Origin of the sequence: Shewanella sp. SP2S2-6 (assembly GCF_031931965.1) — a bacterium.
GTDB lineage: Bacteria > Pseudomonadota > Gammaproteobacteria > Enterobacterales > Shewanellaceae > Shewanella > Shewanella baltica.
This window is the reverse complement of record NZ_JAUOEQ010000012.1, coordinates 41,597-66,998: the sequence shown is the minus strand read 5'-3', so window position 1 is coordinate 66,998 and position 25,402 is coordinate 41,597. Positions and strand designations below refer to the sequence as shown.

General features: G+C 47.6%; 21 protein-coding genes. 10 read left to right on the top strand and 11 right to left on the bottom strand.

Annotation, left to right across the window (positions count from 1 at the left end):
* The first annotated feature begins 51 nt into the window (after positions 1-51).
* Positions 52-990, top strand: a complete 939-nt coding sequence (lpxM, locus tag Q4Q57_RS10590) for a lauroyl-Kdo(2)-lipid IV(A) myristoyltransferase (protein ID WP_311890796.1) — start codon at positions 52-54, stop codon at positions 988-990.
* 157 nt (positions 991-1,147) lie between these two features.
* On the opposite strand, the gene hypA is transcribed toward lpxM, so the two are convergent.
* The 11 genes from hypA to hyaA form a co-directional block, all read right to left on the bottom strand.
* On the bottom strand, positions 1,148-1,501 hold the full coding sequence (hypA, locus tag Q4Q57_RS10585) for a hydrogenase maturation nickel metallochaperone HypA (protein ID WP_311890795.1): 354 nt from the start codon (positions 1,499-1,501) through the stop codon (positions 1,148-1,150).
* Positions 1,501-2,517, bottom strand: coding sequence for a hydrogenase expression/formation protein HypE (gene hypE, locus Q4Q57_RS10580; RefSeq protein ID WP_311890794.1), 1,017 nt, complete (start codon positions 2,515-2,517; stop codon positions 1,501-1,503). Before hypE ends, hypA begins: the two co-directional genes overlap by 1 nt.
* On the bottom strand, positions 2,510-3,649 hold the full coding sequence (gene hypD / locus Q4Q57_RS10575) for a hydrogenase formation protein HypD (RefSeq protein WP_311890793.1): 1,140 nt from the start codon (positions 3,647-3,649) through the stop codon (positions 2,510-2,512). The genes hypE and hypD overlap by 8 nt, the downstream gene beginning before the upstream one ends.
* A gap of 62 nt (positions 3,650-3,711) precedes the next feature.
* On the bottom strand, positions 3,712-3,957 hold the full coding sequence (locus Q4Q57_RS10570; RefSeq protein WP_311890792.1) for a HypC/HybG/HupF family hydrogenase formation chaperone: 246 nt from the start codon (positions 3,955-3,957) through the stop codon (positions 3,712-3,714).
* Positions 3,957-4,748, bottom strand: coding sequence for a hydrogenase nickel incorporation protein HypB (hypB, locus tag Q4Q57_RS10565; protein ID WP_311890791.1), 792 nt, complete (start codon positions 4,746-4,748; stop codon positions 3,957-3,959). The genes Q4Q57_RS10570 and hypB overlap by 1 nt, the downstream gene beginning before the upstream one ends.
* 190 nt (positions 4,749-4,938) lie before the next feature.
* Positions 4,939-7,458, bottom strand: a complete 2,520-nt coding sequence (gene hypF / locus Q4Q57_RS10560) for a carbamoyltransferase HypF (protein WP_409438188.1) — start codon at positions 7,456-7,458, stop codon at positions 4,939-4,941.
* Positions 7,451-9,361 carry a NiFe hydrogenase gene (locus Q4Q57_RS10555; protein WP_311890790.1) on the bottom strand — a complete coding sequence of 637 codons (1,911 nt, stop codon included), beginning with the start codon at positions 9,359-9,361 and terminating at the stop codon, positions 7,451-7,453. Before Q4Q57_RS10555 ends, hypF begins: the two co-directional genes overlap by 8 nt.
* A 3-nt stretch (positions 9,362-9,364) precedes the next feature.
* Positions 9,365-9,922 (bottom strand): HyaD/HybD family hydrogenase maturation endopeptidase, encoded by a 558-nt coding sequence (locus Q4Q57_RS10550; RefSeq protein WP_006086407.1) that lies wholly within the window; start codon positions 9,920-9,922, stop codon positions 9,365-9,367.
* Between the two features lie 7 nt (positions 9,923-9,929).
* Positions 9,930-10,604: a Ni/Fe-hydrogenase, b-type cytochrome subunit gene (gene cybH, locus Q4Q57_RS10545; RefSeq protein ID WP_006081382.1), complete on the bottom strand. Its 675-nt coding sequence runs from the start codon at positions 10,602-10,604 to the stop codon at positions 9,930-9,932.
* Positions 10,605-10,623: 19 nt separating this feature from the next.
* Positions 10,624-12,327, bottom strand: coding sequence for a nickel-dependent hydrogenase large subunit (gene hyaB, locus Q4Q57_RS10540; RefSeq protein ID WP_311890789.1), 1,704 nt, complete (start codon positions 12,325-12,327; stop codon positions 10,624-10,626).
* A 3-nt stretch (positions 12,328-12,330) separates the two neighbouring features.
* Complete coding sequence (gene hyaA / locus Q4Q57_RS10535; RefSeq protein ID WP_006081384.1) at positions 12,331-13,467, bottom strand: nickel-dependent hydrogenase small subunit; 1,137 nt, start codon at positions 13,465-13,467, stop codon at positions 12,331-12,333.
* Positions 13,468-13,852: 385 nt separating this feature from the next.
* Between hyaA and Q4Q57_RS10530 the strand changes: the two genes are divergently transcribed.
* The 9 genes from Q4Q57_RS10530 to Q4Q57_RS10490 all read left to right on the top strand — a co-directional run bounded on the left by Q4Q57_RS10530 (position 13,853) and on the right by Q4Q57_RS10490 (position 25,314).
* Entirely contained in the window at positions 13,853-14,320 is a 468-nt protein-coding gene (locus tag Q4Q57_RS10530) for a TlpA disulfide reductase family protein (RefSeq protein ID WP_300477610.1), read from the top strand.
* Positions 14,321-14,323: 3 nt separating this feature from the next.
* Positions 14,324-14,542, top strand: coding sequence for a DUF4266 domain-containing protein (locus tag Q4Q57_RS10525; protein WP_220775984.1), 219 nt, complete (start codon positions 14,324-14,326; stop codon positions 14,540-14,542).
* A gap of 124 nt (positions 14,543-14,666) precedes the next feature.
* The gene (locus Q4Q57_RS10520) at positions 14,667-15,986 is read left to right on the top strand and encodes a DUF3570 domain-containing protein (RefSeq protein WP_220775983.1); all 1,320 of its coding nucleotides are present in this window, start codon (positions 14,667-14,669) and stop codon (positions 15,984-15,986) included.
* Positions 15,987-16,116: 130 nt separating this feature from the next.
* Positions 16,117-17,025 carry an FAD:protein FMN transferase gene (locus Q4Q57_RS10515; RefSeq protein WP_311890788.1) on the top strand — a complete coding sequence of 303 codons (909 nt, stop codon included), beginning with the start codon at positions 16,117-16,119 and terminating at the stop codon, positions 17,023-17,025.
* Positions 17,026-17,059: 34 nt separating this feature from the next.
* The gene (locus tag Q4Q57_RS10510) at positions 17,060-17,719 is read left to right on the top strand and encodes a response regulator transcription factor (protein ID WP_006081389.1); all 660 of its coding nucleotides are present in this window, start codon (positions 17,060-17,062) and stop codon (positions 17,717-17,719) included.
* Between the two features lie 84 nt (positions 17,720-17,803).
* A complete protein-coding gene (locus Q4Q57_RS10505; protein ID WP_311890787.1) occupies positions 17,804-19,201 on the top strand; it encodes an ATP-binding protein in 1,398 nt (465 codons plus the stop codon).
* 491 nt (positions 19,202-19,692) lie between these two features.
* Positions 19,693-21,321, top strand: a complete 1,629-nt coding sequence (locus tag Q4Q57_RS10500) for a glucan biosynthesis protein G (protein ID WP_011846652.1) — start codon at positions 19,693-19,695, stop codon at positions 21,319-21,321.
* A gap of 23 nt (positions 21,322-21,344) precedes the next feature.
* Positions 21,345-23,528, top strand: a complete 2,184-nt coding sequence (gene mdoH, locus Q4Q57_RS10495) for a glucans biosynthesis glucosyltransferase MdoH (RefSeq protein WP_311890786.1) — start codon at positions 21,345-21,347, stop codon at positions 23,526-23,528.
* A gap of 223 nt (positions 23,529-23,751) precedes the next feature.
* Positions 23,752-25,314: a L,D-transpeptidase family protein gene (locus Q4Q57_RS10490; protein WP_311890785.1), complete on the top strand. Its 1,563-nt coding sequence runs from the start codon at positions 23,752-23,754 to the stop codon at positions 25,312-25,314.
* The last annotated feature ends 88 nt before the right edge of the window (positions 25,315-25,402 follow it).

Here is a 25,402-nt window from a genome sequence, read left to right as displayed (position 1 = left end):
TTTTTCGTGCAATATCTCCATTATTTCTATCCACTGTCTGAGGTGAATTCTTTGTCAAGACAGCCCAAACATTTTGACCGTCGTTTTAAACTCGCCTTATTACACCCTAGATACTGGGCCACTTGGTTGGCGATTGGTCTATTAGTGATTTTCGGACTCATGCCCGCATGGCTACGTGATCCCATAGCAAGATTATTGGCAAAAATAGTGATGCCGATTGCCAAAAAGCCCATTAGTGTTGCCAGAGCCAACTTAAGGGCGTGCTTTCCTGAACAATCTGCCGCCGAGATTGAAGCGTTAATCCGCGAGAACGTACAAAACTTCGTTTTGGTCTTGTTAGCTCAGGGCGAATTGCTGGTGCGCTCAAAAGCGCATTTACGTCGTCGAGTCAATTTAATCGGCTTTGAGCATGTGACGAAAGCGCAGGCCGCGGGCCAACCGATCATTTTTATCATGCCTCATGTGTGGCCAATCGATTATGCCGGCTTACGCCTTAACCTTGAGTTGCCTATGGTGACTATGGCCAAAGCCCATAAAAATGGCTTATTCAATTGGTTTAGTAATCGTGTGCGCAGCAGCTGTGGTGGCCATGTGTATATGCGCGAGGCGGGCATTAGGGCGCTATTGGCTGAGCTTAAGCGCGGTAACAGTTTCTTTTATCTCCCCGATGAAGACTTAGGTCCTGAACAAAGCGTGTTTGCACCTTTTTTAGGCACAGTGAAAGCAACGCTGCCTGTCGTTGGGCGTTTAGCGCAGGCGGGGAATGCCCAAGTGTTGCCAGTAAAGATTGGCTACAACCAAGCTACACGTCAGTTTGATCTTACTGTGATGACGGCCGTTGCGCCTGAAGACATGGTAGGCAAAGAAAACGAGGCGTTGGCACTGAACAAAGTGGTCGAGCAAGTTATCTTAGCTTATCCAGAGCAGTATATGTGGTTTCTGCGGGTGCTCAAAACGCGCCCAGAGGGTGAAGCTTCTATCTACAGCTGATGTAGCGTGACTGAAAGTAGTGTGGTTTAAAATGGCTTTGAGCGCTGATTGCTCAAAGCCATTTTTTTGAGGAATATTCTTGCTGATAGGACTCTTTATTGATTGAAATCTTTATCGACTCTGCTGTTGTTAACAATGCAGATTACAAATGAAGGATTTAATCTTCATCTTGTTCCATCTCAAGTTGCATCAGTAGCATATCTTCACCATCGAGTACGCGGGTGCGATAGCTTTGACACGCAGGGCAGATGACCGTGCGCTCACTCAGTACGGATTCAGTCTGGCAGTCTTGGCAAAGTATCACTAGCGGCTGAATTTGCATATTGAGTAGGGCTTCTTTGCAAATCCCATCGAGCTTAAACGTATCGAAGGCCGTTTGTAGCAGGCTAGGTTCAACTCCGCTCATGACGCCTAGTTTGATATCCACTCGGGTGATTTTATAGGCATGATTAGCCAGCGCGTGCTGCTCGCATTGCTCAATCAAGGCACTCACAATTGAATATTCGTGCATCAGCAAATCCTTGGCAGCAGTTCACCCTGGGGAAGATCGAGATAACGCTTGGTATTCCAAGGCGTTCTTAGCACGACTTTCCCTACGAGTTCATCACTCACAGTGCCGATTATCGCTGCATGCTCACAGTGGCCAAAGCGTTGCATGATTTCGAGCGCACCTAAAGCGATGTCGTTGGGGACGGCGAGGATGAAAGTACCTTCGTTGGCAAGATCCATGGCTTCGAAACCATAGAGTTCGCACAGACCTTTGACTTCATCGCTGACGGGAATACTGGCCTCATTCACTGTGATGCCGACATTGGAGGCGACGGCCCATTCGTTGAGCACTGCCGATAAGCCGCCGCGAGTCGCATCTCGCATCGCATGAATGGGAATATTGGCGGCAATCAATTGCTCGACTATCGGCCAGAGCGTGGCGCAGTCACTTTGTAATGCTGATTCGAGCGTGAGTCCTTCACGCGCCATTAAAATCGCTGCGCCGTGGCAACCAATATCACGGGAAACAATAATGGCATCGCCCACTGCAATGTTTGCCGCTGAGATATTCGGACGCAAGATGCGACCAATGCCTGAGGTATTAATAAATAAACCATCGGCGCAGCCCTTGGGTACGACTTTAGTGTCGCCGCAGACAATCCGCGCGCCACTTTGTTTGAGCTCTTTTGCCATGCTGCGGACAATAGCCGTTAAATCATTGATAGAAAAGCCTTCTTCGATGATCACGCTACAGCTCAGATATTGAGGCTCTGCGCCCATCATAGCGAGATCGTTGACTGTGCCTGCGATGGCGAGTTTGCCGATATCGCCGCCGGCAAAAAACAAAGGTGAAACGGTAAAAGAGTCAGTGGTAAAGGCGTTGGCGCCGTGCAAATCGAGTTTGGCAGCGTCTTCTTCGCAACGAAGGATTGGATTATCAAACTCGGCAAAAAAAAGATCACGGATCAGTTTATTCATTTCTTTGCCGCCACCGCCGTGGCTGAGTTGAATGGATTTATCTTTTAGCGTATCAGCCATGATGTGGCTCCTTGATATCGATACCTTGATAGCGGTAATAGGCGTTACATGCACCTTCGGAGCTGACCATGCAGCTGCCTAAGGGCGTTTCTGGATTGCAGCCGCGGCCAAAAACTTTACAGTCCTTTGGTTTAGCAAGCCCGCGAAGAATATCGCCACACTGGCAGGCTTTATGATCGTCAATTTCCTTCACGGGTAAGCAGTCTTTAAAGCGCAGTTCGGCGTCCCTGTGGGCATATTCGGGTTTGAGCTGCGGGGCTGAATTGGGGATAGGACCGAGGCCGCGCCAGCGAAATTGTGGTCTGACATTGAAGAATTGATTCACTTTGGCCTGCGCCGTGAGGTTACCGTCTTCCGATACCGCGCGGCTGTATTGGATATCGAGCTCCGCTTTGCCCGCGGCTTTTTGGCGCACAATCCGTAAAATCGACTCCATCACATCAACGGGTTCAAATCCTGCGACAACCACGGGCGTGCCATAGTTTTCGACTGTGCTGCGATAGATTTTGGCGCCGCTGATCACGCTCACATGGGCGGGGCCAATAAAGGCATTCACTCTGGCTTTCGGGTCGTGCATCACGGCATCAATAGCGGGGGGCACTAATACATGATTGATATGGAATAACAGATTTTCGAGTTTTTCGTGCTCGGCCAGCTGCAATAAAATCGCCGTCATTGGGGTTGAGGTTTCAAAGCCGATGGCAAAGAACACTACGGTTTTATCGGGATTGTCGCGGGCAATTTTGAGCGTATCTAAAGGATCATAAATCGGTCGAATATCGCAGCCTTTCGCCCTAAAGCTGGCTAAGGAACCCTTAGAGCCGGGCACACGGATCATATCGCCTAGCGTGACTAAGATGACATTTTCTTGGGAGGCCAGCGCCGCCGCTTGGTCAATGCGCTCTTTCGGCATAATGCACACAGGACAACCTGGACCGTGGATAAACTCAATATTATCAGGCAGTAAATCCAGTAAGCCGTATTTCATAATAGTGTGAGTATGACCGCCACAGACTTCCATGATATTGATTGGTTGCTTAACTAATTTAGCGGTTAACTGAATATCCCGCGCTAAATTGGCAATCGTTTGGGGATCGCGAAAGCCTTGATAGAGGTGTTTTAGTTCAAGCATGCTCTTTCCTCGGTACACTCGATAGGGGTGCGCCTTGCGACTTAATCCTGCACTGCTGATGGTCAGTGTATGGCTTCATTTTCAAGCTTAGTGACGATTTCTTCGTATAGATCAATGCTTTGCTGCGCATCTTTCTTATCAATTTTGTTCATCACAAAACCAATATGGATAAGTACATAGTCGCCAATTTCCAGTGGCTCATTCATTAAATGACTGCTGACATCGCGGCGCACGCCTAAGGTGTCGACTGTAACGCTCTGGCGCTCAATATCGACCGCCACCACTTGGGAAGGTATGGATAAGCACATTATTGTGCACCTTGAATGTTGTCTTTAAGCCAAGCGGCTACTGCCTGCATGGAGTCGCCGTCTTTAATAGAGACTTCAATAATTTGAGTTGCTGGATTGAGTTTTTTAAGCTGCGCTCTGGCTTCGTCCATCTTGAAATCAAAATAGGGCAGTAGATCGCACTTAGTGATAAACACAACATCGGCGCGGCGGAACATCACGGGATATTTCTCAATCTTATCATCGCCTTCAGGCACTGATAGCAGCACGATATTTTTGTGGGTACCTACGTCATAACTGGCTGGGCAGACAAGATTACCGACGTTTTCAACGAAACAAATATCCAGCCCTTCAAGTGGCAGATGATGCAGGGCACCGTGCACCATAAACGCGTCGAGGTGACAGGCACTGCCCGTTTGAATTTGATAGGCCTTAATGCCTTTCGCGATTAAGCGGTCTGCATCGCGGGAGGTTTCTAAGTCGCCTTCAATCACCGCATAGTTGAGCTTGGTGTATTCTTTGAGATTTTCTAAAAGGGTCGTTTTACCGCTGCCCGGGCTACTCATGATGTTGAAGGCAGTAATGTTATGTGCCTCAAAGTGGGCGCGGTTATGACCTGCTTCGACATCATTTTTATCTAAAATTTTGTGGATGACTGACAAGGTTTTTTTATCGTTTAACTGAGGATTGGTGTGTAACTCTTGATGGCTATGCTCATGAGTATGTGAATGATTATGCTCATGGCTATGGGCATGCGCGCCTAGATGATCATGGTCGTGGCGGGTAAGGGAGCAGCCGCAGTCTTTACACATTTTACCTCTCCTTGAATCGGCATAGTGCGAGGACTTTGCCTGACGAATTGTGAATGCTGATATACGGATCGTTAATTTGGTTACGCTAATGTTGAGTGTGATACAAATTGCACTGCAGATCTTTGATGTTCGTCAGGTTTATGGGGATAAAAATGGCGAGCGAACATCAGGGGTTATCAAATAAGTAAGGTTATTGACTCTGATGAATGCCATACCAAAGTTGGCCTAGAGCTATGCCGCCATCATTGATGGGTATCTGTTGACTGGATAACACTTTATTGCCTTGGGCGCTGAGCTTGCTCAGGCAGTATTCCAATAGGTATTTATTTTGGAATACGCCGCCGCAGAGCACGGTTGGGAGGTGTTGATACTGGGCGGCATAGTCGCAGATAGCATCGCCTAATGTGTGTAAAAAGGCGCGGGCGATGGCATAGCATCTATTGTCTGTTAGCGGTTGTGCTGTAATCAATTCAACAATTTGCTTGAACATGTCACTGCTTCGCCACTGGTCGGTGTCAAGAGGTAAGTTAAGCGAAATGACTTCAAGGGCTAATGCATCGGCGCGATTGGCCGCGGCTTCTATCGCCATGCCCGCTTGGCCTTCAAACAGTGTTGTTTCGATTAAGCCTAAGGCGCAGGCGAGAGCATCGAACAAGCGTCCGACCGATGAGCTTTTAAGTGCGCTACCGTTCTGCCAGATTTTATATAAATTAGTTAAGGTATTTGGGCTCATGCTGCAGATAATGGGCAGGTTCAGCGCGAGCACGGCATCAAGGCTCATTTGCTCGAACAATAATGCCAGTAATAACCGTACAGGTTGTTTAATCGCTTGCTCGCCGCCCAGCAGCGCTATGGGCTCGAAATGGGCCAGTCGTAGCGCTTTATCGAGCGTGGTTAATAACACTTCTCCGCCCCATAAACAGCCATCGTCGCCAAGCCCAGTGCCATCAAAACTAAAGCCCAATACAGGTTCTCGATATTGGTTAACCGCCATCACGCTGAGCACATGGGCATGGTGATGTTGTACCGTTAAACATTGGCTTTGGCTGGTATTGATGAGTGCTACACTCGAGTTTGAGTGCATTTCTGCCCAGCGCGATGGGGCATAATCTGGGTGTTTATCGCGAACAATAAGATTGGGCGCAAAGTGATACAGCCGCGCGAAGGTCGCTAAGGTGCGCTCAAAATACTGCTCGGCGCTGACACTGAACAAGTCGCCAATATGGGGACTTAAAAACACATTGTTGCCAAAACCTAGGGCGATAGCATTTTTTTGCTGTGCGCCCACGGCCAAAATTGATTGGGATAGCGGTATCTCTAAGGGAAAACTTAACGGCGCATAACCACGGGCGAGACGCAGCACTTGCACCTCTGCAGGCAAATCCATGTTGGGCTGAATCACCTGCACCACACTGTCATCACAGCCATTAATAATCGGCCGATTATGGTCAACTATCGCATCCACCACATGGCTTAAGTGGCTAATAAGCTCATCACAATCTGTGATGATAGGCTCACCTGACACATTGGCGCTGGTTGCGACCAATGGCCCTTTGAAGAGATCTAACAGCAAATGATGCAGTGGAGTGTAGGGCAAAAATACCCCGAGTTTATTCAGATTGGGGGCGACAGCTGGGCTTAGATCATGTTCGATGCGGCTGCTCATCAGCACTATGGGACGCTCCTGCGAACTCAGTACTTGCCACTCGGCATCCGTCCCTGTGACATAGTGCTGCGCCATCTGGATATCCGCCATCATCACCGCTAGCGGCTTGGCTTGGCGCTGTTTTCGCAGCCTAAGAGTGTTGACGGCATTGTCGTTACGGGCATCACAGATTAAGTGAAATCCACCCAATCCTTTAATTGCCAGAATCTGCCCTTGGTGTAACCTGTCAGCCGCCGCTGTCAGTATCGCAAGGTCCGTACTCAATTCAGGTGTGCTGACATTTGAGGTATTGGGAATGATGTATTCCCCTTGGGGTGTTTTTAAACTGAGTCTGGGGCCGCAGACTGGGCAACTGACTGGCTGAGCATGATAGCGGCGATCGAGTGGGTTTTGATATGCTTTGGCGCACTCGGGGCACATGTCAAAATCGGCCATGGCGGTATTGTGGCGATCATAGGGTAAGGCATTGATTATGGTGTATCTTGGGCCGCAATTTGTGCAGTTTGTAAAAGCATAGCCAAAGTGGCGATCATCAGGATTATGCATGTCGTTCAAGCAATCTTGGCAGGTACTTTTATCCGCCGATACTGCCACCTGCGCACCTATCGGTGAACTTGGGTCATCGTCCTCATGGCTGTCGCTTTTTATAATTTCAAATGTGGTTTCGCTTAGCAAAATCGGCAGCGGTGTTTGGGTGATATTGTCGATACGGGCCAGTGGCGGCGGGGTGGTATTGAGCGTTGTGATAAATTGCGTGAGGTTTTCTTCCGTGCCTTGCAGCTCAATGGTCACGCCCTTGGCATTGTTGAGCACAGTACCTGTTAGTTGAAATTCAAGGGCATAACGATAGACAAAGGGGCGAAATCCAACCCCTTGCACTATGCCAGTGATGTGCAGCTGACAACGCTTTAGCGCGGCGCCCTTGTGGACAAGGTATTCCAATGCCAGCCTGCGCTTTATCTGCAGATCACTGTGCTTTTTGTGGCGACTATTATGTCTATGTGGCTGCATGCGTTGTGACTTAACTTTTGGCCTCCTAATCATGGGTATTCAGTTGGCGCTGCTTAACGTAAAGTGCGCCAACGGCTAAGTTATCGCCGTCTAAATCTAGACTACGATTGATCACTAAGGGGAAGTTTTTGCCTAAGCGTAAACTGATGCGTTTACACAGGGTTTCATTCGTTAATTCATTGCCCGCTAAGGCAACATTGTACACGCCGATATTTAAATCGATATGTTCTAACCAGTTAGAAAGATAGTCCGCCAGCGAGTCTTGCATCGCAAAGGCGAGTTGACTCGGGTCGTCATTACCTGCGATACGAAAACTCAAGACAGTGCCTAAGGTTTTACACCAATTTAGGCTGCGGTGGGCTTCACCTTTGGTCAGGGGATAATCGATACGCGGGGCATTGGCACCGTGGTAACGCATGGCGGCGGCCATGAGTGTATCGCTGAGTTTTTCTTGGCTTTGCGTTTCTTCTTGGGGATTAAGGCCAATTAAAATGGCGGCAATGGCCCACAAACTTTGCAAGTTGTCCCGTCTGCCGTGAAGCTTTAGGCTTAGGAGTTTTAAATAATCGTCGGGGAACAGGCTCTTAAACTTTTGTGCCACGGTTTTTTGTGGGCTGCTGTCCAGTTGATGGAAGATTTCGTAACCGTTATCGGGCAGCTCGGGCAGTGCAAAGAAGAGTTCAGTGTCGCCCTTATTATCGCAGGTGACAATTTGACTGGCGTGGGTATGGCTTAAGTAAATGACCGCGGCATTTTTTGCCTGTCTGTGGCTGGTAAATTTACCGTTGAGTAAGGCACTGAATAACGCTGCGTCCGCGATGGTATGATTTTCGGTATCGCTAGCGTGTGGCGTGCCAGCATGTTCAACTTCAGTGTGAGCTGCTTCTGCGTTAGCGGCAAAGGTGTTAGCAGTGTGAGTCGCTTCACTCGATTGAGGTAATACCGCTACATTCAGTTCGCCTTGATGGGAACGTGACCGTTTCGCTGCTTGCCATTGGGCTTGATAACCGTGAAGGCTGACTTTTTCCCTTAAGGGTTCTGGGGCGATAAAGTGCTTGGTTTGAGCCTGCGTTGAGCCTAAATCTTTGCTAGCAATTTGCGCCCAAGCGCCATCGACCCACGCGAGTTTCGGCCTATTATGCTGGCCTTGGATATAAACCCAATCGACGCCTTTTTGTCGCAACACTTCAGCGAGTACTAAGATCACTCGGCTGTAGGCAAAGCAAATGTCGTACAGTGGCGCACTGAGTTTGTCGTGCTCTTGCGTGGGTCTGGCGCAGATAAGCGGCTTTTCAATACTGGAAAGCGCGAGCACCTGTGAATCGTTCAGGCAGAAATGGGCGTTTAGCGTATTGGGATTACAAATTAACAGTTGTGGCCGCTCGCCTAAGGGCTGAGCAAACGGTGTCAGACTAAGTTGCAGATCATCGGCGGCCGCTAATGTCAGTGGGCCTTGTGTCAGCAGCCCCTGTGCCATGGCTTTTATATCTGACAAGGTTAAGGCTTTTTGCGCTGGCGTTAATTGTGTTTCGCCCTTGCAGCAAGGGCAGGCTAAATCTAGCATGCCAAACTTCGCCGATTGATTATCGCCAATCAGCGGATAACATTGCTGACAAAAAGGCGCGATGGCAGGACTTGATCCAGACTGTGAGTAGGGCAGTAAGGTTTTGCCGCCTTGGGGCTCGTCGATGACCTTAATGCCGGAGTCAATCAACCAAGCGGAAATCAAAAAGTCCGCGGCAATGGCATCGGCCAGTTGCTCGAGTTGAGTCTGCTCGCCCTGGGCTTCAATAAAGTAACTGTGCTGACCAAAGTCCTGTTGGCCATCACAGCCTATGCTGATGTTCAGCGCATCGTAATTTAGGTATTGATTACATAAATGCGCGTACAAAGGCACCTGACGTGAACAGGTAAAATCAAATCTGATGTTTTTCATTTTCTATATACTTTCACCAGTAGTAACGCCGCGTTTATAAGAGTCAGGGATCAGCGAGTCGATACTGTGATCGGCAATACGCGTCGCAGTGAACCCAAGGGAGGCTAAGTGGGATAACAAGCTTGATTCCATTAACGGCACTGCGGCGGCGACTTTAGGGGTCAAACCCAGCACCATAGGTTCGAGCACGGTTGGGGTGACGCCCAGCACAAAGGTCTTAGGTCTGTCGCCAACCATTTCCATCATATTGAGGGTTTGCAGCATTTCGACTTCATGGGCGCTGCCTTGCCAGTCGATTTCCTTCGGAGCCTTATCAAAATCGAAGAAGTAGACCTCGCCCGCTTCTACGCCATTGGCATTGACAGTATCGACCACGATTAAATAATCATATTGGCAAATAATGGGAATGAGTCCCTGAGCCAAGGTGCCGCCATCGAGCAGCTTCAGCTGGTGAGACTCATGGGTAAACTGATAATTATCAGCTATATAATTGACAAAATGTACGCCGATGCCTTCATCGGCGTACAGGACATTGCCAATACCGAGTAGCAATATCTTCATTGGACTCCTAGTGGTGTGAGTCTGGCTTTGGGTAGTCATAGCCAGAGACAATCGAGTCAACTGAGTTATGTTTGAAGCGTATCCCTGACCAAACCGCCATATAGACGTGGATAACCACAAAGATAACAAATGCCCAAGTTAAGTAGTGATGGAAAATCCTAACCTGTGCCAGCCCACCCATTTGTGCCGTAATCCAAGCGGCGCTGCCCCAAAGCATCCCACCTAAACCTTGGTGATACACATTGGCGTACAACACCAGACCCGTTATACATATCACGAGAGCGACCAGTGAGATTGCTACATAAGTCACAAATTGCAGCGGTCCATATACACCCGCTTTATGTAAGTGACCCATCCATAAGTAAGATTTCAGCTGAGTGATCCAGCTTTTTACACTCATCACATCGCGAAATGAGCGCCGCTCAATGTCGCTTCGACTGAAAAAATACAGGTAGAAGCGGACTAAGGTGATCGCGGTCAATACAAAACCGCAGATCAGATGCGCGAAGCGGATCCAGCCTTGTACGAGCACATCCGTACTTTCAGGCGCCACAAGAAACGGCCAAGCAATATAGAATCCGGTGATCACTAGCACTAAAATTGATAGTGCCCTGAGCCAGTGGAAAATCCGTATTGCCGGACTAAAAACCAGTGTCCGAATGCGGGTTGCAGAATGGTTCATTTTGCGTTCCCTCCCTCGATTATTGACCATTGGGACTGACACGGAACTCGCTCAATGCCTGACCTTTAAAATCCATCACGTGTACAGAACACGCCATGCAAGGGTCAAATGAGTGAATAATACGTATCACCTCAAGGGGCTTAGTAGGATCTTCCAGTTTCAAGCCAATTAAAGAGGCTTCATAGGGACCCATTTTACCGTTGGCATCCACAGGTCCTGCGTTCCAGGTCGTCGGTACTACGGCTTGATAGTTCTCAATCACTCCATTTTTAATGCGGATCCAGTGGCTTAACATGCCGCGTGGCGCCTCAATCATGGCGTGACCTATGTACTCTTTGCTCGGGTCGATATTGGGTTTTACATAAGTTGATTCATCAGACTGGATATTCGTCAGCAGCGCATCGAAGGTTTTTAATCCTTCTTGGGCGACGATAACTGTCTGTAACATACGGGCAGCGGTGCGACCTAAAGTGGTAAATAGGGCGGCAACGGGTAAGCCAGTGCGAGCAAGCAGGGCATTGACCGAATCGACAACCACTTTGTTACCACGGGCATAGCTCACCAATAGGCAGGCTAATGGGCCCACTTCGACAGGTTCACCTTGATAACGGGGGGATTTCACCCAAGAGTATTTGCCATCGCCATCCAGTGTTGGCAGCTTGCCATAGACGGTATCGCGTTCAACAAAACCGGTATAATTGGGGATGGTGGTACCGTCATAGGGATGCTGCGGCGCATCGGCGCTATACCAAGCATGGCTAACGTCTTCAGCAATCAGATCTGGGTTTACATCGCTGACACCGGCAAGGTCGCCATTCATGATCACGCCTTGATTGAACATGTATTCGCCATTTGCTAACACAAAGTCATCGGTCGCCATGAAGTTTTTCACATTCACGCCGCCCAGCACGCTTGGCTCAGTACCAAAGGCTTCGGCCGCCATTACGATATCCGCTTGATAAGCACGCAGGATAAAGTCAGTCACGGTCGCATGTTTTTGCTTCCATTCCTGCAGGCGAGCAGGGCTTAACATGTCACGCACCGACGTCACACCACCAACAACAACGGATTGTGGATGTGGAGATTTACCGCCAAAGATGGCCAGCATTTCCGCCGCAACACGTTGTACTTCAAGTGCTTTAAGGTAGTGAGAAAGTGCGATAAGGTTTTGCTCTGGAGTAAACTTATAGGTGCCATTGCCCCAATAAGCGTTGGCAAAGGGGCCCAATTTACCGGTTTCGACGAAGCCTTTGACTCTTTCTTGCACGGCTCTTAAATCACCTTCACCCGCGGCTATGGGATGGTCTGTGTATTTCAGGGCAACTTGTGCCGCTTTAGCAGGATCGGCGCTCAGTGCAGAAACCACATCAACCCAATCTAAGCCGTGTAGATGGTAGAAATGCACAATATGGTCGTGCATGTATAAAGAGGTTTGCATTAATGAACGTAAGTATCTCGCGTTCAATGGAATTTGAATTCCCAGAGCGTTCTCAACCGCTTCAGTACCGCAGCGGTAGTGGGAATAGGTACATACGCCACAGATACGTTGCACAATAAGGCCAACATCCATAGGCGTGCGGCCTTTGAGAATGACTTCAATACCGCGCCAAAGTGTGGAGGATGACCAAGCCTTGTTGATGACGTTATTTTCATCAACTTCGACTTCGATACGTAAGTGACCCTCGATACGTGTGATAGGGTCAATAACAACGCGCTTGCTCATGGGTTATTCCTCCAGCGGTTTGGCAAAAATACTGGCAACGGCATGGGCTCCAATGCCCACCACAGTCGCGCCTAAAATCACCGCACCAATAGTATCTGCGGTCGCATCCAATCCATGGAGGAGTTGACGGCCAAGGGGTTTTTCAAAGTCAGCCATATCGTCCCAGAAGTTAGGTTCTGAGCAACCCATACAACCGTGTCCAGCGAGTACTGGCCAGCTAGTGTGATGGTTAAAGCGCTCGGTTGGGCAGTTGTTGTAGGTGTAAGGACCTTTACAACCGACTTTATACAGGCAGTAGCCTTCTTTCGCGCCGTGATCGCCAAATTCTTCAACGAATTCACCGGCATCAAAGCGGCCGCGACGTTCACAGTTATCGTGTACCCGTGCGCCGTAAGCCCATTTTGGTCTGTTAAACATGTCCAGCGCAGGTAATTTGCCGAACATGATGAAGTACATCAAAGTGCCGACTATGTTCTTTTCGCTCGGTGGGCAACCGCCTAAGTTAATGACGGGTTTACTGACCACTTCGTGCACGCCTTTCGCCCCCGTTGGGTTTGGATAGGCAGCTTGCACGCCACCAAACGCCGCACAAGTGCCGACAGAGATAATCGCGGCGGCGCCTTCTGCAGCATGTTTGATGATTTCTAATCCTGTGTGACCTTTACAGCCCACAGTGAGGAAGCTGCCGTTATTGGCGGTCGGAATTGCCCCTTCAACGGCCAGTAAATAGCGGCCCTTGTAGGTTTCGAGTGCATTTTCGAGGTTTTCTTCGGCTTGCCAACCCGCAGCAGCCATTAAGGTTTCGTGATATTCCAAGGAGATATGATCGAAAATCAGCGAATCTAGATTGGGGGTATCGGTACGAATTAAGGATTCTGAGCAGCCAGTACATTCGGCCATGTGTAACCAGATTAAGGGTACACGGTCGGCTAATTCGGCAGCTTCGGCTACTAAGTTACTAAAAGGGAGCGGCAATGCGAGCATGCTCGTCACCATGGCACTCCACTTCATAAAATCACGGCGACTAATGCCGTGCTGTTGCATTTTTTCAATCAGCGATTGTTGTTGACGGGGAGCGAATTGGCGTAACGCATCTAAGCGCGCCTTTCCCTGTTCATATAGGGCTGCATGTGTGTCCATGGGTCAACCTTTTTTGTTATTTAAATGTAAATTGGTAAGGGTTTACATAATTGACAGGGTCAGTTTAGGCCGTTGGAGTGTAAAGATTCTTGATGTATATCAAGAATTTTCAAGAGATGTGATAGAACTGAATTTGACATTTAATTAACATGACGCAGATCTAATTTCACTTTTTCTAATGGGACAAAATGTCTCATATTTGCCATTTTGGATGAAATCGGTCACTTAATCGGCGTTCATGTTATTAAGGTTGCGCTGTTGATAATGCCGACCTTAAGTGGGGGAGTCTGTGCATACGGCTTAATTGGACTTATATCAGCTTGTTTAAGAAAACCTTAAGATTCAGTTAATAGATTCAAAGGTAATCGTTAATGCGGAATATGCTATGAAGAAAATATGGTTGTTATTCAGTTTAATGGCCGCTGGCGTACAAGCCGCGCCGTCGTTGGATCACCAAGTGTTTAACGCGCAAAACCAAGCTGTTTCTCTGAGTGAGTTTAAAGGTAAAGTCGTCTATGTCGATTTTTGGGCTTCTTGGTGTGGGCCTTGCCGTAAATCTTTTCCTTGGATGAATGAGATCCAAACAAAGTATCAAGATCAAGGTTTGGCCGTCGTGGCAATCAACCTAGATACAGATAACGAGTTAGCCCAAGAATTCTTAAAACAAGTCCCCGCCAATTTTTCAGTGCGTTTCAATCCCGAAGGAGATGTGGCGCGCAGTTTCGATTTGCTCGGTATGCCGAGCAGTTTTATGTTCAATCGCCAAGGTCAGCTAGTGCAGCACCATGTTGGTTTTTATACCGATAAAGCCGCTGAATACGAGCAAGAACTCGTCAATTTACTGAAGGAGTAATTTATGCTTAAACCCGCATTAGTCGCAGTCACACTCATTATAGGTTTGAGTGGTTGTTCAAATTTAGGGGTGCAGCCATGGGAGAAAGGCCAGTTGGCCCGCAGCGATATGGCGCTCGACAGTGAAAAGCTCGATCTGGCGCTCGATGATCATATTTATTTTAGTAAAGAAGGCAGTAGCGGTGGCCGTGCCTTTGCTGGTGGTGGATGTGGCTGTAACTAAACTCTCCGTTGGTGTTAGTTGCCCTTAGATGTAACGCACAAATGTAACGCGCAGATGTGCTTAAATCACGGGCGAAATCCCGCGGTATTGAATAGATAAAAGTGACCTACAGGTGTTGTCAGCTATGACCCAAAAAAACAATCAAATAAATGCAAGACAATCGAAACAGATTGCGGGTGCGTTAGCCTTAGCCAGTTGTGGGCTGTTTGCCACCAGTGGCCACGCGACTGAATTATCTAAAAAAGCTGACGACTGGAAGGTCGATGCTGCGCTAATGTATTACGGTGAGCAGGATAGAGTGCAGGCCGTTGAAGCCATAGGTACAGCGCAAAAAGCCTTTGGCGATGATAGCGTGCTGGATCTCAAATTGGTGGTCGATAGCTTAACCGGTGCCTCGGCTTCGGGCGCTGTGGCCCAAAGTAGCAGCCAAACCTTTACTCGTCCTTCGGGCAATGGCCAATACAGTGTGGCAGCGGGCGATACACCGCTCGATGACACGTTTCACGATACTCGCGTACAAGCCAATGTCGGTTGGAGTGAAGTGCTAACACCAGATTGGAAACTCAATGTTGGCGCATATGGCTCGAAAGAGTTTGATTATATGTCAATGGGGCTCAATGCCAGTATTGAACGCGGCTTCAATAAAGACAACACGACGTTATTTTTAGGCACAGCTTACAGCTTCGATGTGGTCGATCCTGTCGGTGGACGTCCGGTAGATTTATCCTCAATGGCGGTTCGCGATAACTTCGCCAGTGAAGAAGCATACCGCAGCGCATTTGATGCGACTCGTCAAAGTGGCAGCGATAACAAGCAAACCGCCGATGTGATGCTAGGCATCACCCAAGTACTGAGCCAGCGCTGGTTGTTGCAGGCCAATTATGGTTTATCGAGTGTGAATGGCTATTTAACCGATCCCTATAAAGTACTCAGTGTGGTGGATAACAATGGCATCACTCAGGATCTCTTGTATGAAAGCCGCCCCGATTCTCGCTTGAAGCATAGCTTCTATGTGATGACTAAAGGCGCGTTGGATGCGGGCGTGGTGGATTTTTCCTATCGTTATAATACTGATGATTGGGATCTCAAGTCGCACACCTTAGAAACCCATTACCGTTATTACTTTACGGGCAATTTTTACGGTCAATTGCATCTACGTTATTACCAGCAAACGGCGGCTAACTTCTATCAACCTTTCTTGATGGCGGATACGCCATTGCCAGAGTTTGCCAGTGCCGATTATCGTATCGGTGATATGTCGGCTTATACGATAGGGATTAAATTTGGTCATCGATTATCGGGCGGTCATGAGATGTCGTATCGCTTAGAATATTACCAACAGGATCCGAAAAATAACGGTACGACTATTCCTGGAGAGCTGCAAAACTTTGATCTGTTCCCGACGCAGAAGGCGATAACAGCACAGTTTAGTTATTCTTTTTAATACGAAATAATGCTACTGACTCAGATAGCAAGGCGTTAAACTGTATGGGTAGCTTAGCTACCCATACTTAATTTTTCCCTGAGCTTATTTGAGCTGAATTCCAGTGGGATGCCATGTGAAGAGGTGATTTATGATGTCGACATCATCCCTAAAAACCGCACTTTATTCGCTGCAACGCCGTGATTGGGGTTATCTGGGCGAATTTAGGGCCATGGCGAGTCCCTGTGAAATTCTCATCGCATGCGATCAACTCGATATTGCCGATGATATGTTGGATATGGCTGTCACTGAGGCGCTGCGTATCGAGCATAAGTACAGTCGCTTTATTGCGCAGAATTGTCTGTGGCAATTAAATCATGCCAATGGTCATAAGCAGCTTATCGATGAAGAAACCTGGCAGTTGTTGGCTTTTGCTAAACAATGTTTTCAGCTCAGTGACGGACTCTTTGATATTTCTGCAGGGCCGTTAATGGAGCTGTGGCGTTTTGATCCCAAAGCCCAGTTGCCCGAACATGCCCGCATTCTTGCCGCGAAAGCCTTAGTGGGGTTTGATCGTATCGAGTTTGATTCGCGCCATATTGAGATGCCAACGGGGATGAAATTGGATTTTGGTGGCGTAGCTAAGGAATATGCGGTTGATAGAGTCGCCTACGAGTTGGCTGAATGTTATCCAGATATTCCTGTGCTAGTGAATTTTGGTGGCGATATCGCCTGTCCTGTGCCCAAAGAGTACCCATGGCAGGTGGGCATTGAAGATCCACAACACCTCGATCACGCGGCTAATGTACTGGCGATCAGTCAGGGTGCATTAGCGACTAGCGGTGATACCCGGCGGTTTTTTGAAGTCCATGGAAAGCGTTACGGCCATATTGTCGATCCACGTACTGGCTATCCCGTCGTCCAGGCGCCGCGCTCCGTGACTGTGTTAGGACCAAATTGTGTGACCGCAGGAATGCTGGCGACTATGGCCATGTTACAGGGCCAAGATGCGGAAGATTTTTTACAGCAACAAGATGTTAAGTTTAGTATTTTCCGTTAAGGGTTCTTTTAAAAGGCTCTGTTAAGGACATTGAATGCGTATTATGTTGGTTGAAGACAATGAGTTATTAGCCCAAGGGATTTGCTTGAGTTTGGCAAAGCTGGGCATGCAGGTTGATCACCTTAATAGTTATCAGCAAGCATTACAGGGCGTTAAAAATGAAAGCTTCAGTGCCATAGTGCTCGATCTGGGTTTACCCGACGGTAACGGTAAAGAGTTACTTAAAGCTTGGCGTCAGCAGGGAGTGTCAATTCCTACAATAGTCCTGACCGCCAATACTGATTTTGACACTAAGCTCGAATGCTTAGACATGGGCGCCGATGATTATCTCGGTAAACCTTTTGATGTGCGTGAATTGGCCGCGCGCATTCGCGCCATTGTCAGACGCCAGTACGGGCTCGATCACAACAGTTTGATTATTGGTGCGCTGTGTATAGATTTAAATACCCGCGAAGTGACCTTTCGCGATCAAAATGTGCTGCTTTCACGGCGTGAATTCCAGTTATTGCTTGAACTCGCACAATCAGCGGGTCGTGTATTGACGCGCAGCCAACTGGAACAGTTAACCTATGGTTGGGATGAAGTCGGCAGCAACTCGATTGAAGTACACATTCATCATTTGCGTAAAAAGCTCGCCAATGAGCTGATTAAAACCGTGCGCGGAATCGGCTATACCTTGATTGAAATAAATTAATTCACTGAATTAAGTGACAATACTCACGTTTGTGGGTATTGATACCTCAGTGATTAGCTGAGGGTAAAACGTTAGGAAACCAAAGTGATTCGATTAAAGGAGCTGGATGTGTATTCACTGCGTTTGGTACTGACATTATTGATTTTGTCAGGTATTTCAGTGTCCGTTGCTGTCTCTAGCTGGTTGAGTACTCGGGATTCTAAGCATCAAATAGAAGAACTCTTTGATGCGCAAATGCTACAAACCGCAAAAATGCTGGAGCTGTTTTATCACACTGAGCCCGGTGCGACGCCCCAGAGTACTGCAAGACCGCAAGTGCTCCACGTTCCCGATAGCCAGATCAGTTCCTTTGCCGAAAAAGCCGATGCCCTGAAACTCGCCTATGAGCATAAATTGGCGTTTCAAATTTGGAGTGAGGCGGGCGAAGCCTTAGTGCTGTCGGACAATATTGGCCATCAACCTATCACCCGATTCGTGCAGGGTTATCACAAGAAAGTGTTTGAAGGTGAACTCTGGCATGTGTTCAGTTTTTTCTCGGTTAAAAATCATGTTTGGATTGTCACCGCTCAGCAGGATGAAGTGCGCCAAGAGCTCGTATCGCAAATCATGCACAACGCGGTTATCGTGCCCTTGATTGTGGTGCCTTTGACACTACTTATCGTTAGCCTATTGTTTTATCTATTGTTCCGGCCGTTAAAAACCTTCGAAAGGGAGTTGATTGGGCGGGCGCCGAACGATCTCACGCCGCTGACTATGTCACTACCGAAAGAACTCGTACCTGTTCGACGCGCATTAAACTTATATATCAATAGTATAGCTAGATTCATTGCCCGTGAACGCCGTTTTAGCGCCGATGCCGCCCATGAACTGAAAACACCATTATCTGTGATTAAATTACATCAACACGGTTTAGAGAGCCTTATTGATGATGATCCACAGCAGAAATTTCATCTAGCTGCGATTGATGCAGGCGTGGTGCACATGAGTCATACCGTTGAACAGTTACTCGTGTTAGCGAGGGTGGATTCGATAAATGAGCTCAATGTGTCATCCCACGCTATCTTGCCCATGGTTGAAGATGCGCTTAATCAACTGATGCCACAAATCACCGATTATGAATGGAATATCGATATCGCGCCCCAGCTGACCGTGACCTGCGATCGGTTCTATCTGCTGCTGGTGCTAAAAAATATTATCGAAAATGCCTGCAAATACAGCCCGCAGGAATCAGAAATCTCAGTGTCGGCTCATTCACAGGGTGATGAGATTAGTATCTGTATCGCGGATCGCGGCCAAGGCATGACAGAAGAGCAGATTGCTAATGCCACTGAGCGTTTTTATCGTGTGAATGAAAATGAAGGCATAGGTGCGGGTTTAGGTTTGTCTATCTGCCATCACATCATTGAATTGCATCAAGGCCGTTTAGTGATAGCGCCAAGGGAGCTGGGCGGATTATCTGTGACTCTTTTTTTGCCGCAATAGTTCAGAAGTTAACATCTTAAAATAGATCCGCAGTTTAAGTGACATCACCTCAGTGGTTTTGATACATTTGGGTGAGTGTAATTGTGCGTTTGTCTGTTATCTTAGAAAAAATCCTTAGGTTTACCAACAGATTGGTTCGCTAATTGCGTTTTTTCATCTAAGATCATCCACACTAAGTTGAGACTTTAAAAAGTCTCATTTTACTTTCAAAAATGTAGCATTTGGATCACTTAACCTGCTTTTGTAACTGTGAAAGCAAAAATATGCATGATAATGTTATTTTTATATTCCTTTTAGGTATAAACTTATTCTCAAATAGTATTGTGTAGAAGGGGTTAACTGCATCTTTATTTATGAGTTTTTTTCTCCTTCTGATATCTTTCGCGATATGTAAGCAACTGTTTTTTTTCGCCCCTAAGCGAGGATGAAAAAAATTCACTGTATACATAAAAAACATTGATTTCTTAGTTTATTTTTTAGGTTACCTATCTATGGTTAGCTTGTTGCGTTGCCCATCGTCCAAACCTTATTCGTCACTCATTTGTTCACTGACGCTAGGCGCTGTTGTCGCCCTGTCTGGTGTCGCGTACGCTGAAGAGACAAAACCCGCCGAGACAGTTCCTGTGGTAACTCCGCCGAAAGTGATTTCTCAGCCCGCTACAAAAAATCAAGTGAGATTCACTAAAACAGGCGCTTTCGATAGCGATACTGTGGTGAAGATTGCAAAACGTTTGGCAGCGAAACCGTATGTGGCCCTTAAAGACCCGTTACCGGCCGGCCTGGCTAAATTGTCATACGATGAATACCGTGATATTCGTTTTAACCCGACTGCGTCTATTTGGCGTGATCAGGGCGTGCCTTTTCAAATGCAAATGTTCCACCGTGGCTTCTATTTCCAAGATCTGATTGAGATTGCGATTGTGGAAGGACAAAATGCAACGCATTTGGCCTACGAGCCTAAGTATTTCACCGCGGGTGAAGTGATTACCCAAGCGTTACCCAATGACGACATTGGCTACTCAGGTTTTCGCATTCATAACCAACTGAATACTAACGGTGTGTTTGACGAACTTATGGTGTTCCAAGGTGCGAGTTATTTCCGCGCTTTAGGTAAAGGTAACGCCTATGGTTTATCTTCACGTGGTTTAGCGTTAAAAACCGCCGATGCCGAAGGGGAAGAATTCCCAATATTTCGCGCTTTTTGGGTTGAACGTCCATACAATGACAGCAACTTGATTGTTGTGCATGCCTTGCTAGATAGCCCAAGTGTGGCGGGTGCTTATACTTTCTCTGTCCGTCCTGGTGATAACACTTTGATTGACGTTGAAGCGACGCTGTTTCCGCGAGTTGAGCTGAGCAAAGTTGGTTTAGCACCCAGCACGAGCATGTTCCTGCATTCACTCAATGGTCGTCATGATACCGATGACTTTAGACCTGAAGTGCATGATTCTGACGGTTTATTGATGTTAAACGGCCGTGGTGAACATTTATGGCGCCCATTGGCTAACCCACGTCAATTACAGGTCAGTGCGTTTTCTGACAACTCGCCACAGGGTTTTGGTTTGATCCAACGTGAGCGTGATTATGCTTCTTACCAAGATTTAGAAGCACATTATGAACGTCGCCCAAGTCTGTGGATTGAGCCTGTGGGCAACTGGGGCCAAGGTTCAGTGGTGTTGACTGAAATTCCGACTGAGTCTGAAATTCATGACAACATCGTTAGCTACTGGAAACCTCGTCAGCCTATTCCTGCGGGCAGTGAATTCCATTTTGCCTATCGCATGAGCTGGGGTGATGAACCCGCGGCTAAAGTCGGTGCTGTACATGTGTCTCGCTCTGCCAGTGGCCGTGCTGATATCGCTAAAGCAACACCAAGACGTTTATTTGTGGTCGACTATCAAATTGAAGGTCCGATGACAGATGAAATGCCAGTTGCTAAAGTAGAAGCGTCTGGTGGTGTGGTCACCAATGTGGTGATTGCCCGTAATGCAGCCAAAAATGGCTATCGCTTAGCTTTTGAATTAGAGCCAGAAGATAAAGAACTTATCGAACTGCGCGCTGAACTCAAGTTCCCAACTCCTCGTCAGGTTGAAACCTGGCTCTATCGCTGGACGCTGTAAGGTTCATGACGGAGCAACATGATATGACTGTATCCGAAAACTCGGTACTCGAGACGGAAGTCCTCGTGGGTGGTAGTGCTATGCCTAATGAACGGCCTGGCGCTATGGAACCCCAAAATTTAAGTAAGATGCCAGAGGGATTCCCTCGCCGTAGTACAGTGGCGAATGGAGTACGTTCGCATGCTTCGCGCCGCTTCTTAGTGGTTGGCGGTGCTTTATTACTGTCTTTATTCGCTATTTATGAAATGGGCGCGGTATTTAGTATTGGCGGAATTACGCCACTAGAATATCTCGTGTTGGCGTTATTTGCGGTTAACTTTTGTTGGATCGCCTTAGCGTTTTGTAGTGGTATTGCGGGTTTTTTAATTTTGCTGCGCAAACCGCGGGCAAAAGATCTGCAAGTAACTGAGCTGCATACGCGCACTGCGATCTTAATGCCTACCTATAACGAATCCCCTGACAGGGTATTCTCTGCGGTTTCTGTGATGGCAGAAACCTTGTCGCAAACGGGTCATGGTCATGCTTTTGATTGGTTTATCTTAAGTGATACCACAGATCCCGATATCGCCTTACTTGAAGAGCAGGCGTTTTTGGTGTTACGTCAAGAAACCCATAAACACTCGCGTGTGTATTACCGTCGTCGTCGTAAAAACGTCGCCCGTAAAGCGGGTAACGTGGCGGATTTCTGCCGCCGTTGGGGCTCGCGCTATGATCACTTGTTAGTGCTTGATGCCGACAGCTTGATGGAATCATCAACCATCACAGGTTTAGCCCAGCGTATGCAGGCCGACCCTGATGCGGGCTTAATTCAAACCATTCCGTCGCTGATCAACGGCACCACTTTAATGGCGCGTTTACAGCAATTTGCGGCGCGGATTTATGGTCCTGTAATTGGTACTGGTTTAGGTTGGTGGGTACAGAAAGAAGGTAACTTCTGGGGCCACAACGCCATTATTCGTACCGAAGCTTTCATGACCGCGGCCGGATTACCCAACCTTAAGGGCAAGCCGCCTTTTGGTGGCCATATCATGAGCCATGACTTTGTTGAAGCGGCACTTATTCGCCGTGCGGGCTGGAGTGTGGTCATTGCCTATGACTTGCCCGGTTCATACGAAGAATGTCCACCATCAATTATCGACTTAGCCGTGCGTGATCGCCGCTGGTGTCAAGGTAACTTGCAGCATTCACGTATTTTGCCGACCAAAGGTTTGCACTGGGTGAGCCGTTTGCATTTACTGACGGGTATCATGGCCTATTTATCATCACCTTTCTGGTTGATGTTGATTTTGACCGGTTTGATGTTAGCCCTGCAGGCACACTTTATTCGACCTGAATATTTCACCGATCAATTTTCACTGTTCCCCACTTGGCCCATCATGGACTCTGATAGGGCATTGAGATTGTTCTACATTACTATGGGTGTCTTGTTCGGTCCTAAAATATTCGGCGTCTTGTTATTGCTTAAAGACGGCGAGTTTGCTCGTAGTGTGGGTGGCCGGATTAAGGCAATATTCAGTGTTATTTTTGAGGTCATACTCTCAGCGCTGATCGCACCTATCATGATGTTTATCCATTGTGGTGCCGTGATGTCTATTCTGATGGGCCGTGACAGTGGCTGGTCGCCGCAACGTCGTGATGACGGCAGTATGCCTTGGATGACGCTAATCTATCGTCACCGCTGGCATATGCTGGCGGGTGTGATGTTAGGTTATGCGGCGATTTTGGATTCTTTGACTTTGTTAGCTTGGATGAGTCCGGCGTTGATTGGACTCTGGATTGCCGTGCCTATTTCAGCTTGGACGGGTTCTGTTAAAATCGGCGAAGTGTTCAAGCGTGCGGGTATTCTTGCGACACCTGAAGAGCGTAATCCTGCAAAGATTTGCTTGCAAGCACAGGAAGCGCGTGCCGCTTACCAAGAACACATTGCTGAGCCTTGGACATTAGCACAGGTACTTAAAGACCCTGAGTTGATGGAATTGCATTTGGCTATGGTAGATAAACAGCCTTTGCGCGCTGCGGGGACTCCGATTGAAGCGATGGAAGCGATAGTGCATGTGAAAGTGCATGAGGCTCGTTGCCAACAGAGCGCATTAGCTGTATTGAATCGCCAAGAAATGGCGATGGTATTAGCGAATCCTTTGATGTTACGTAGCTTGCAGAAATTACCAGAGCAGTTTGTTGAAGAAGATCTGGTGTCTTTTTGCTAACAAATATCAACACATAGCCAACCATCATTAGCGCAGCATTTGCTCACAAATGAAGTTGGTTATGATGATAATGAAAATGCCACTGACGACCTCAGTGGCATTTTTTCTTTTCATAATCTGCAGTTTTCCCCTAGTAATTCACTGATCCCCATGGAATAGTCGTATTACATGACTGACATGATCGCTGGTTTTCAGCTGACCTTAAATAGCGAAGGGAGTATTTATGGTATTGCACAAGATAATCCAGTATTTCCCCCGCTTTGTACGCGCATCGCACACTAAGCAAATACCCAAGAATTGCCGTTTTGGGCTGATAGTGCTGAGTGTTATTGCCTGGTTTCCTATTATGTTAACGACGTTGGCGATAGCCGCCGACGAGACTCAAGCCATTTCATCTGATCCCAGTATTAGCGTACAGCCAAGCATGCAGCATGTGCAGCCAAGTACAGAGGGTAAAGCGGCTGAGCCCGATGCAGTCTTGCCACTTACAGCACTCGTACAACAGGTGTTGTTGCTGGATCTTGCGGGCGTTAATCCTGTTTTTGGTCTGCATTATCGTGAATTAACGCTATCACCAAATACCTTATCAGCGGTTGATGTGGCGCGGGTTAAAGCTGATGTGAAGGGCTACTGGCGTTATATCAAGACCTTTGCGCAATGTAATAACGGCGCACCTGTAGACACAGTATTAAGCGTTATTCCAACGGATGCTCAATATCAAAGGGTGCTAAAACAAGTCGCCCATTTAGTGCAATTGCAGGCGACTGAGCCTTGGGAAACCTTAGTGTTGGATGAAAAGTTAACGGCCGGAATGAGCCATCCACTCCTTGATATCATAGCTAAACGTTTGTGGCTTTTGGGTGATTTAGAAACAGAAGCAACAACGAACCTTGTCTATAGCGAAGAATTGGTGGTTGGTATTAAACGTTTTCAACACAGGCATGGGTTAAAACAAGACGGGGTGATTGGTAAGCAGACCATGTATTGGCTGAATCAATCGCCAAAAGCGAGGGCTGTCTTACTGGCTAAAAATACCATTCGGCAACGAGTGTTTGAACGTAAGTTGGAGCCAAGCTACTTGCTGATTAACGTGCCTGCCTTTGAAATGACCTTAGTCGATAATGGCACCACAGTGCTTAATTCCAAAGTAATAGTGGGCAAGTCTTCACGGCAAACCCCGCTGCTGGATAGCCAGATTTCCAGCGTGGTCCTCAATCCCAGTTGGCGAGTGCCGAGCAGCATTTTACGCCGAGATATCCTGCCGCAAATTAGGCGAAATGGTCATTATCTTAATGAACGCCAATTTGATGTGTACGACTATAACGGCCAACTAGTGCAACACATGCCAGAAGAATGGCAGGACTTAGCCAGCACTTCGTTTCCCTATCAGCTAGTGCAACGCCCAGGGGCGAAGAATGCATTAGGCAAATATAAGTTCCACTTTGATAACAGTTTCAGTGTCTATTTACATGGCACTTCTGAGCCAAGCCTCTTTAATAAGGACGATAGGGCACTATCATCAGGCTGTATTCGGATTGAAAAAGTCACTGAATTAGCCCAGTGGTTTAAAGAACATTTAGTTAAAGATAAGCGTTTATGGGACAAATTAGCCCCAGATGTAACGGAGACACAGTGGTTTTCACTTTCTCAAAAGCTGCCAGTGCATCTGGTGTATTGGACTGCATGGCTGGATGACAGTGGGCAAGAGCAATACCGTAGCGACATTTACCATTTAGAAGCTGAGTTGACGAATGCCGTGCCTGCCACGGTTTTAGATCTCAATTAAGATTTTGCACGATAAAGCAGAATTAAGATAACAAATTGAACTCGCAGAGCATTTTAAAATCGTGGGCAGAATAGGGTTGGCAAAACTT

What these genes read in the sequence shown, in the direction of transcription:
- hypA (WP_311890795.1), bottom strand. Translation starts at nt 1,501, where the DNA reads ATGCACGAATATTCAATTGTGAGTGCCTTGATTGAGCAATGCGAGCAG.
- hypE (WP_311890794.1), bottom strand. Translation starts at nt 2,517, where the DNA reads ATGGCTGATACGCTAAAAGATAAATCCATTCAACTCAGCCACGGCGGT.
- hypD (WP_311890793.1), bottom strand. Translation starts at nt 3,649, where the DNA reads ATGCTTGAACTAAAACACCTCTATCAAGGCTTTCGCGATCCCCAAACG.
- Q4Q57_RS10570 (WP_311890792.1), bottom strand. Translation starts at nt 3,957, where the DNA reads ATGTGCTTATCCATACCTTCCCAAGTGGTGGCGGTCGATATTGAGCGC.
- hypB (WP_311890791.1), bottom strand. Translation starts at nt 4,748, where the DNA reads ATGTGTAAAGACTGCGGCTGCTCCCTTACCCGCCACGACCATGATCAT.
- hypF (WP_409438188.1), bottom strand. Translation starts at nt 7,458, where the DNA reads ATGATTAGGAGGCCAAAAGTTAAGTCACAACGCATGCAGCCACATAGA.
- Q4Q57_RS10555 (WP_311890790.1), bottom strand. Translation starts at nt 9,361, where the DNA reads ATGAAAAACATCAGATTTGATTTTACCTGTTCACGTCAGGTGCCTTTG.
- Q4Q57_RS10550 (WP_006086407.1), bottom strand. Translation starts at nt 9,922, where the DNA reads ATGAAGATATTGCTACTCGGTATTGGCAATGTCCTGTACGCCGATGAA.
- cybH (WP_006081382.1), bottom strand. Translation starts at nt 10,604, where the DNA reads ATGAACCATTCTGCAACCCGCATTCGGACACTGGTTTTTAGTCCGGCA.
- hyaB (WP_311890789.1), bottom strand. Translation starts at nt 12,327, where the DNA reads ATGAGCAAGCGCGTTGTTATTGACCCTATCACACGTATCGAGGGTCAC.
- hyaA (WP_006081384.1), bottom strand. Translation starts at nt 13,467, where the DNA reads ATGGACACACATGCAGCCCTATATGAACAGGGAAAGGCGCGCTTAGAT.
- Q4Q57_RS10530 (WP_300477610.1), top strand. Translation starts at nt 13,853, where the DNA reads ATGAAGAAAATATGGTTGTTATTCAGTTTAATGGCCGCTGGCGTACAA.
- Q4Q57_RS10525 (WP_220775984.1), top strand. Translation starts at nt 14,324, where the DNA reads ATGCTTAAACCCGCATTAGTCGCAGTCACACTCATTATAGGTTTGAGT.
- Q4Q57_RS10520 (WP_220775983.1), top strand. Translation starts at nt 14,667, where the DNA reads ATGACCCAAAAAAACAATCAAATAAATGCAAGACAATCGAAACAGATT.
- Q4Q57_RS10515 (WP_311890788.1), top strand. Translation starts at nt 16,117, where the DNA reads ATGATGTCGACATCATCCCTAAAAACCGCACTTTATTCGCTGCAACGC.
- Q4Q57_RS10510 (WP_006081389.1), top strand. Translation starts at nt 17,060, where the DNA reads ATGCGTATTATGTTGGTTGAAGACAATGAGTTATTAGCCCAAGGGATT.
- Q4Q57_RS10500 (WP_011846652.1), top strand. Translation starts at nt 19,693, where the DNA reads ATGGTTAGCTTGTTGCGTTGCCCATCGTCCAAACCTTATTCGTCACTC.
- mdoH (WP_311890786.1), top strand. Translation starts at nt 21,345, where the DNA reads ATGACTGTATCCGAAAACTCGGTACTCGAGACGGAAGTCCTCGTGGGT.
- Q4Q57_RS10490 (WP_311890785.1), top strand. Translation starts at nt 23,752, where the DNA reads ATGGTATTGCACAAGATAATCCAGTATTTCCCCCGCTTTGTACGCGCA.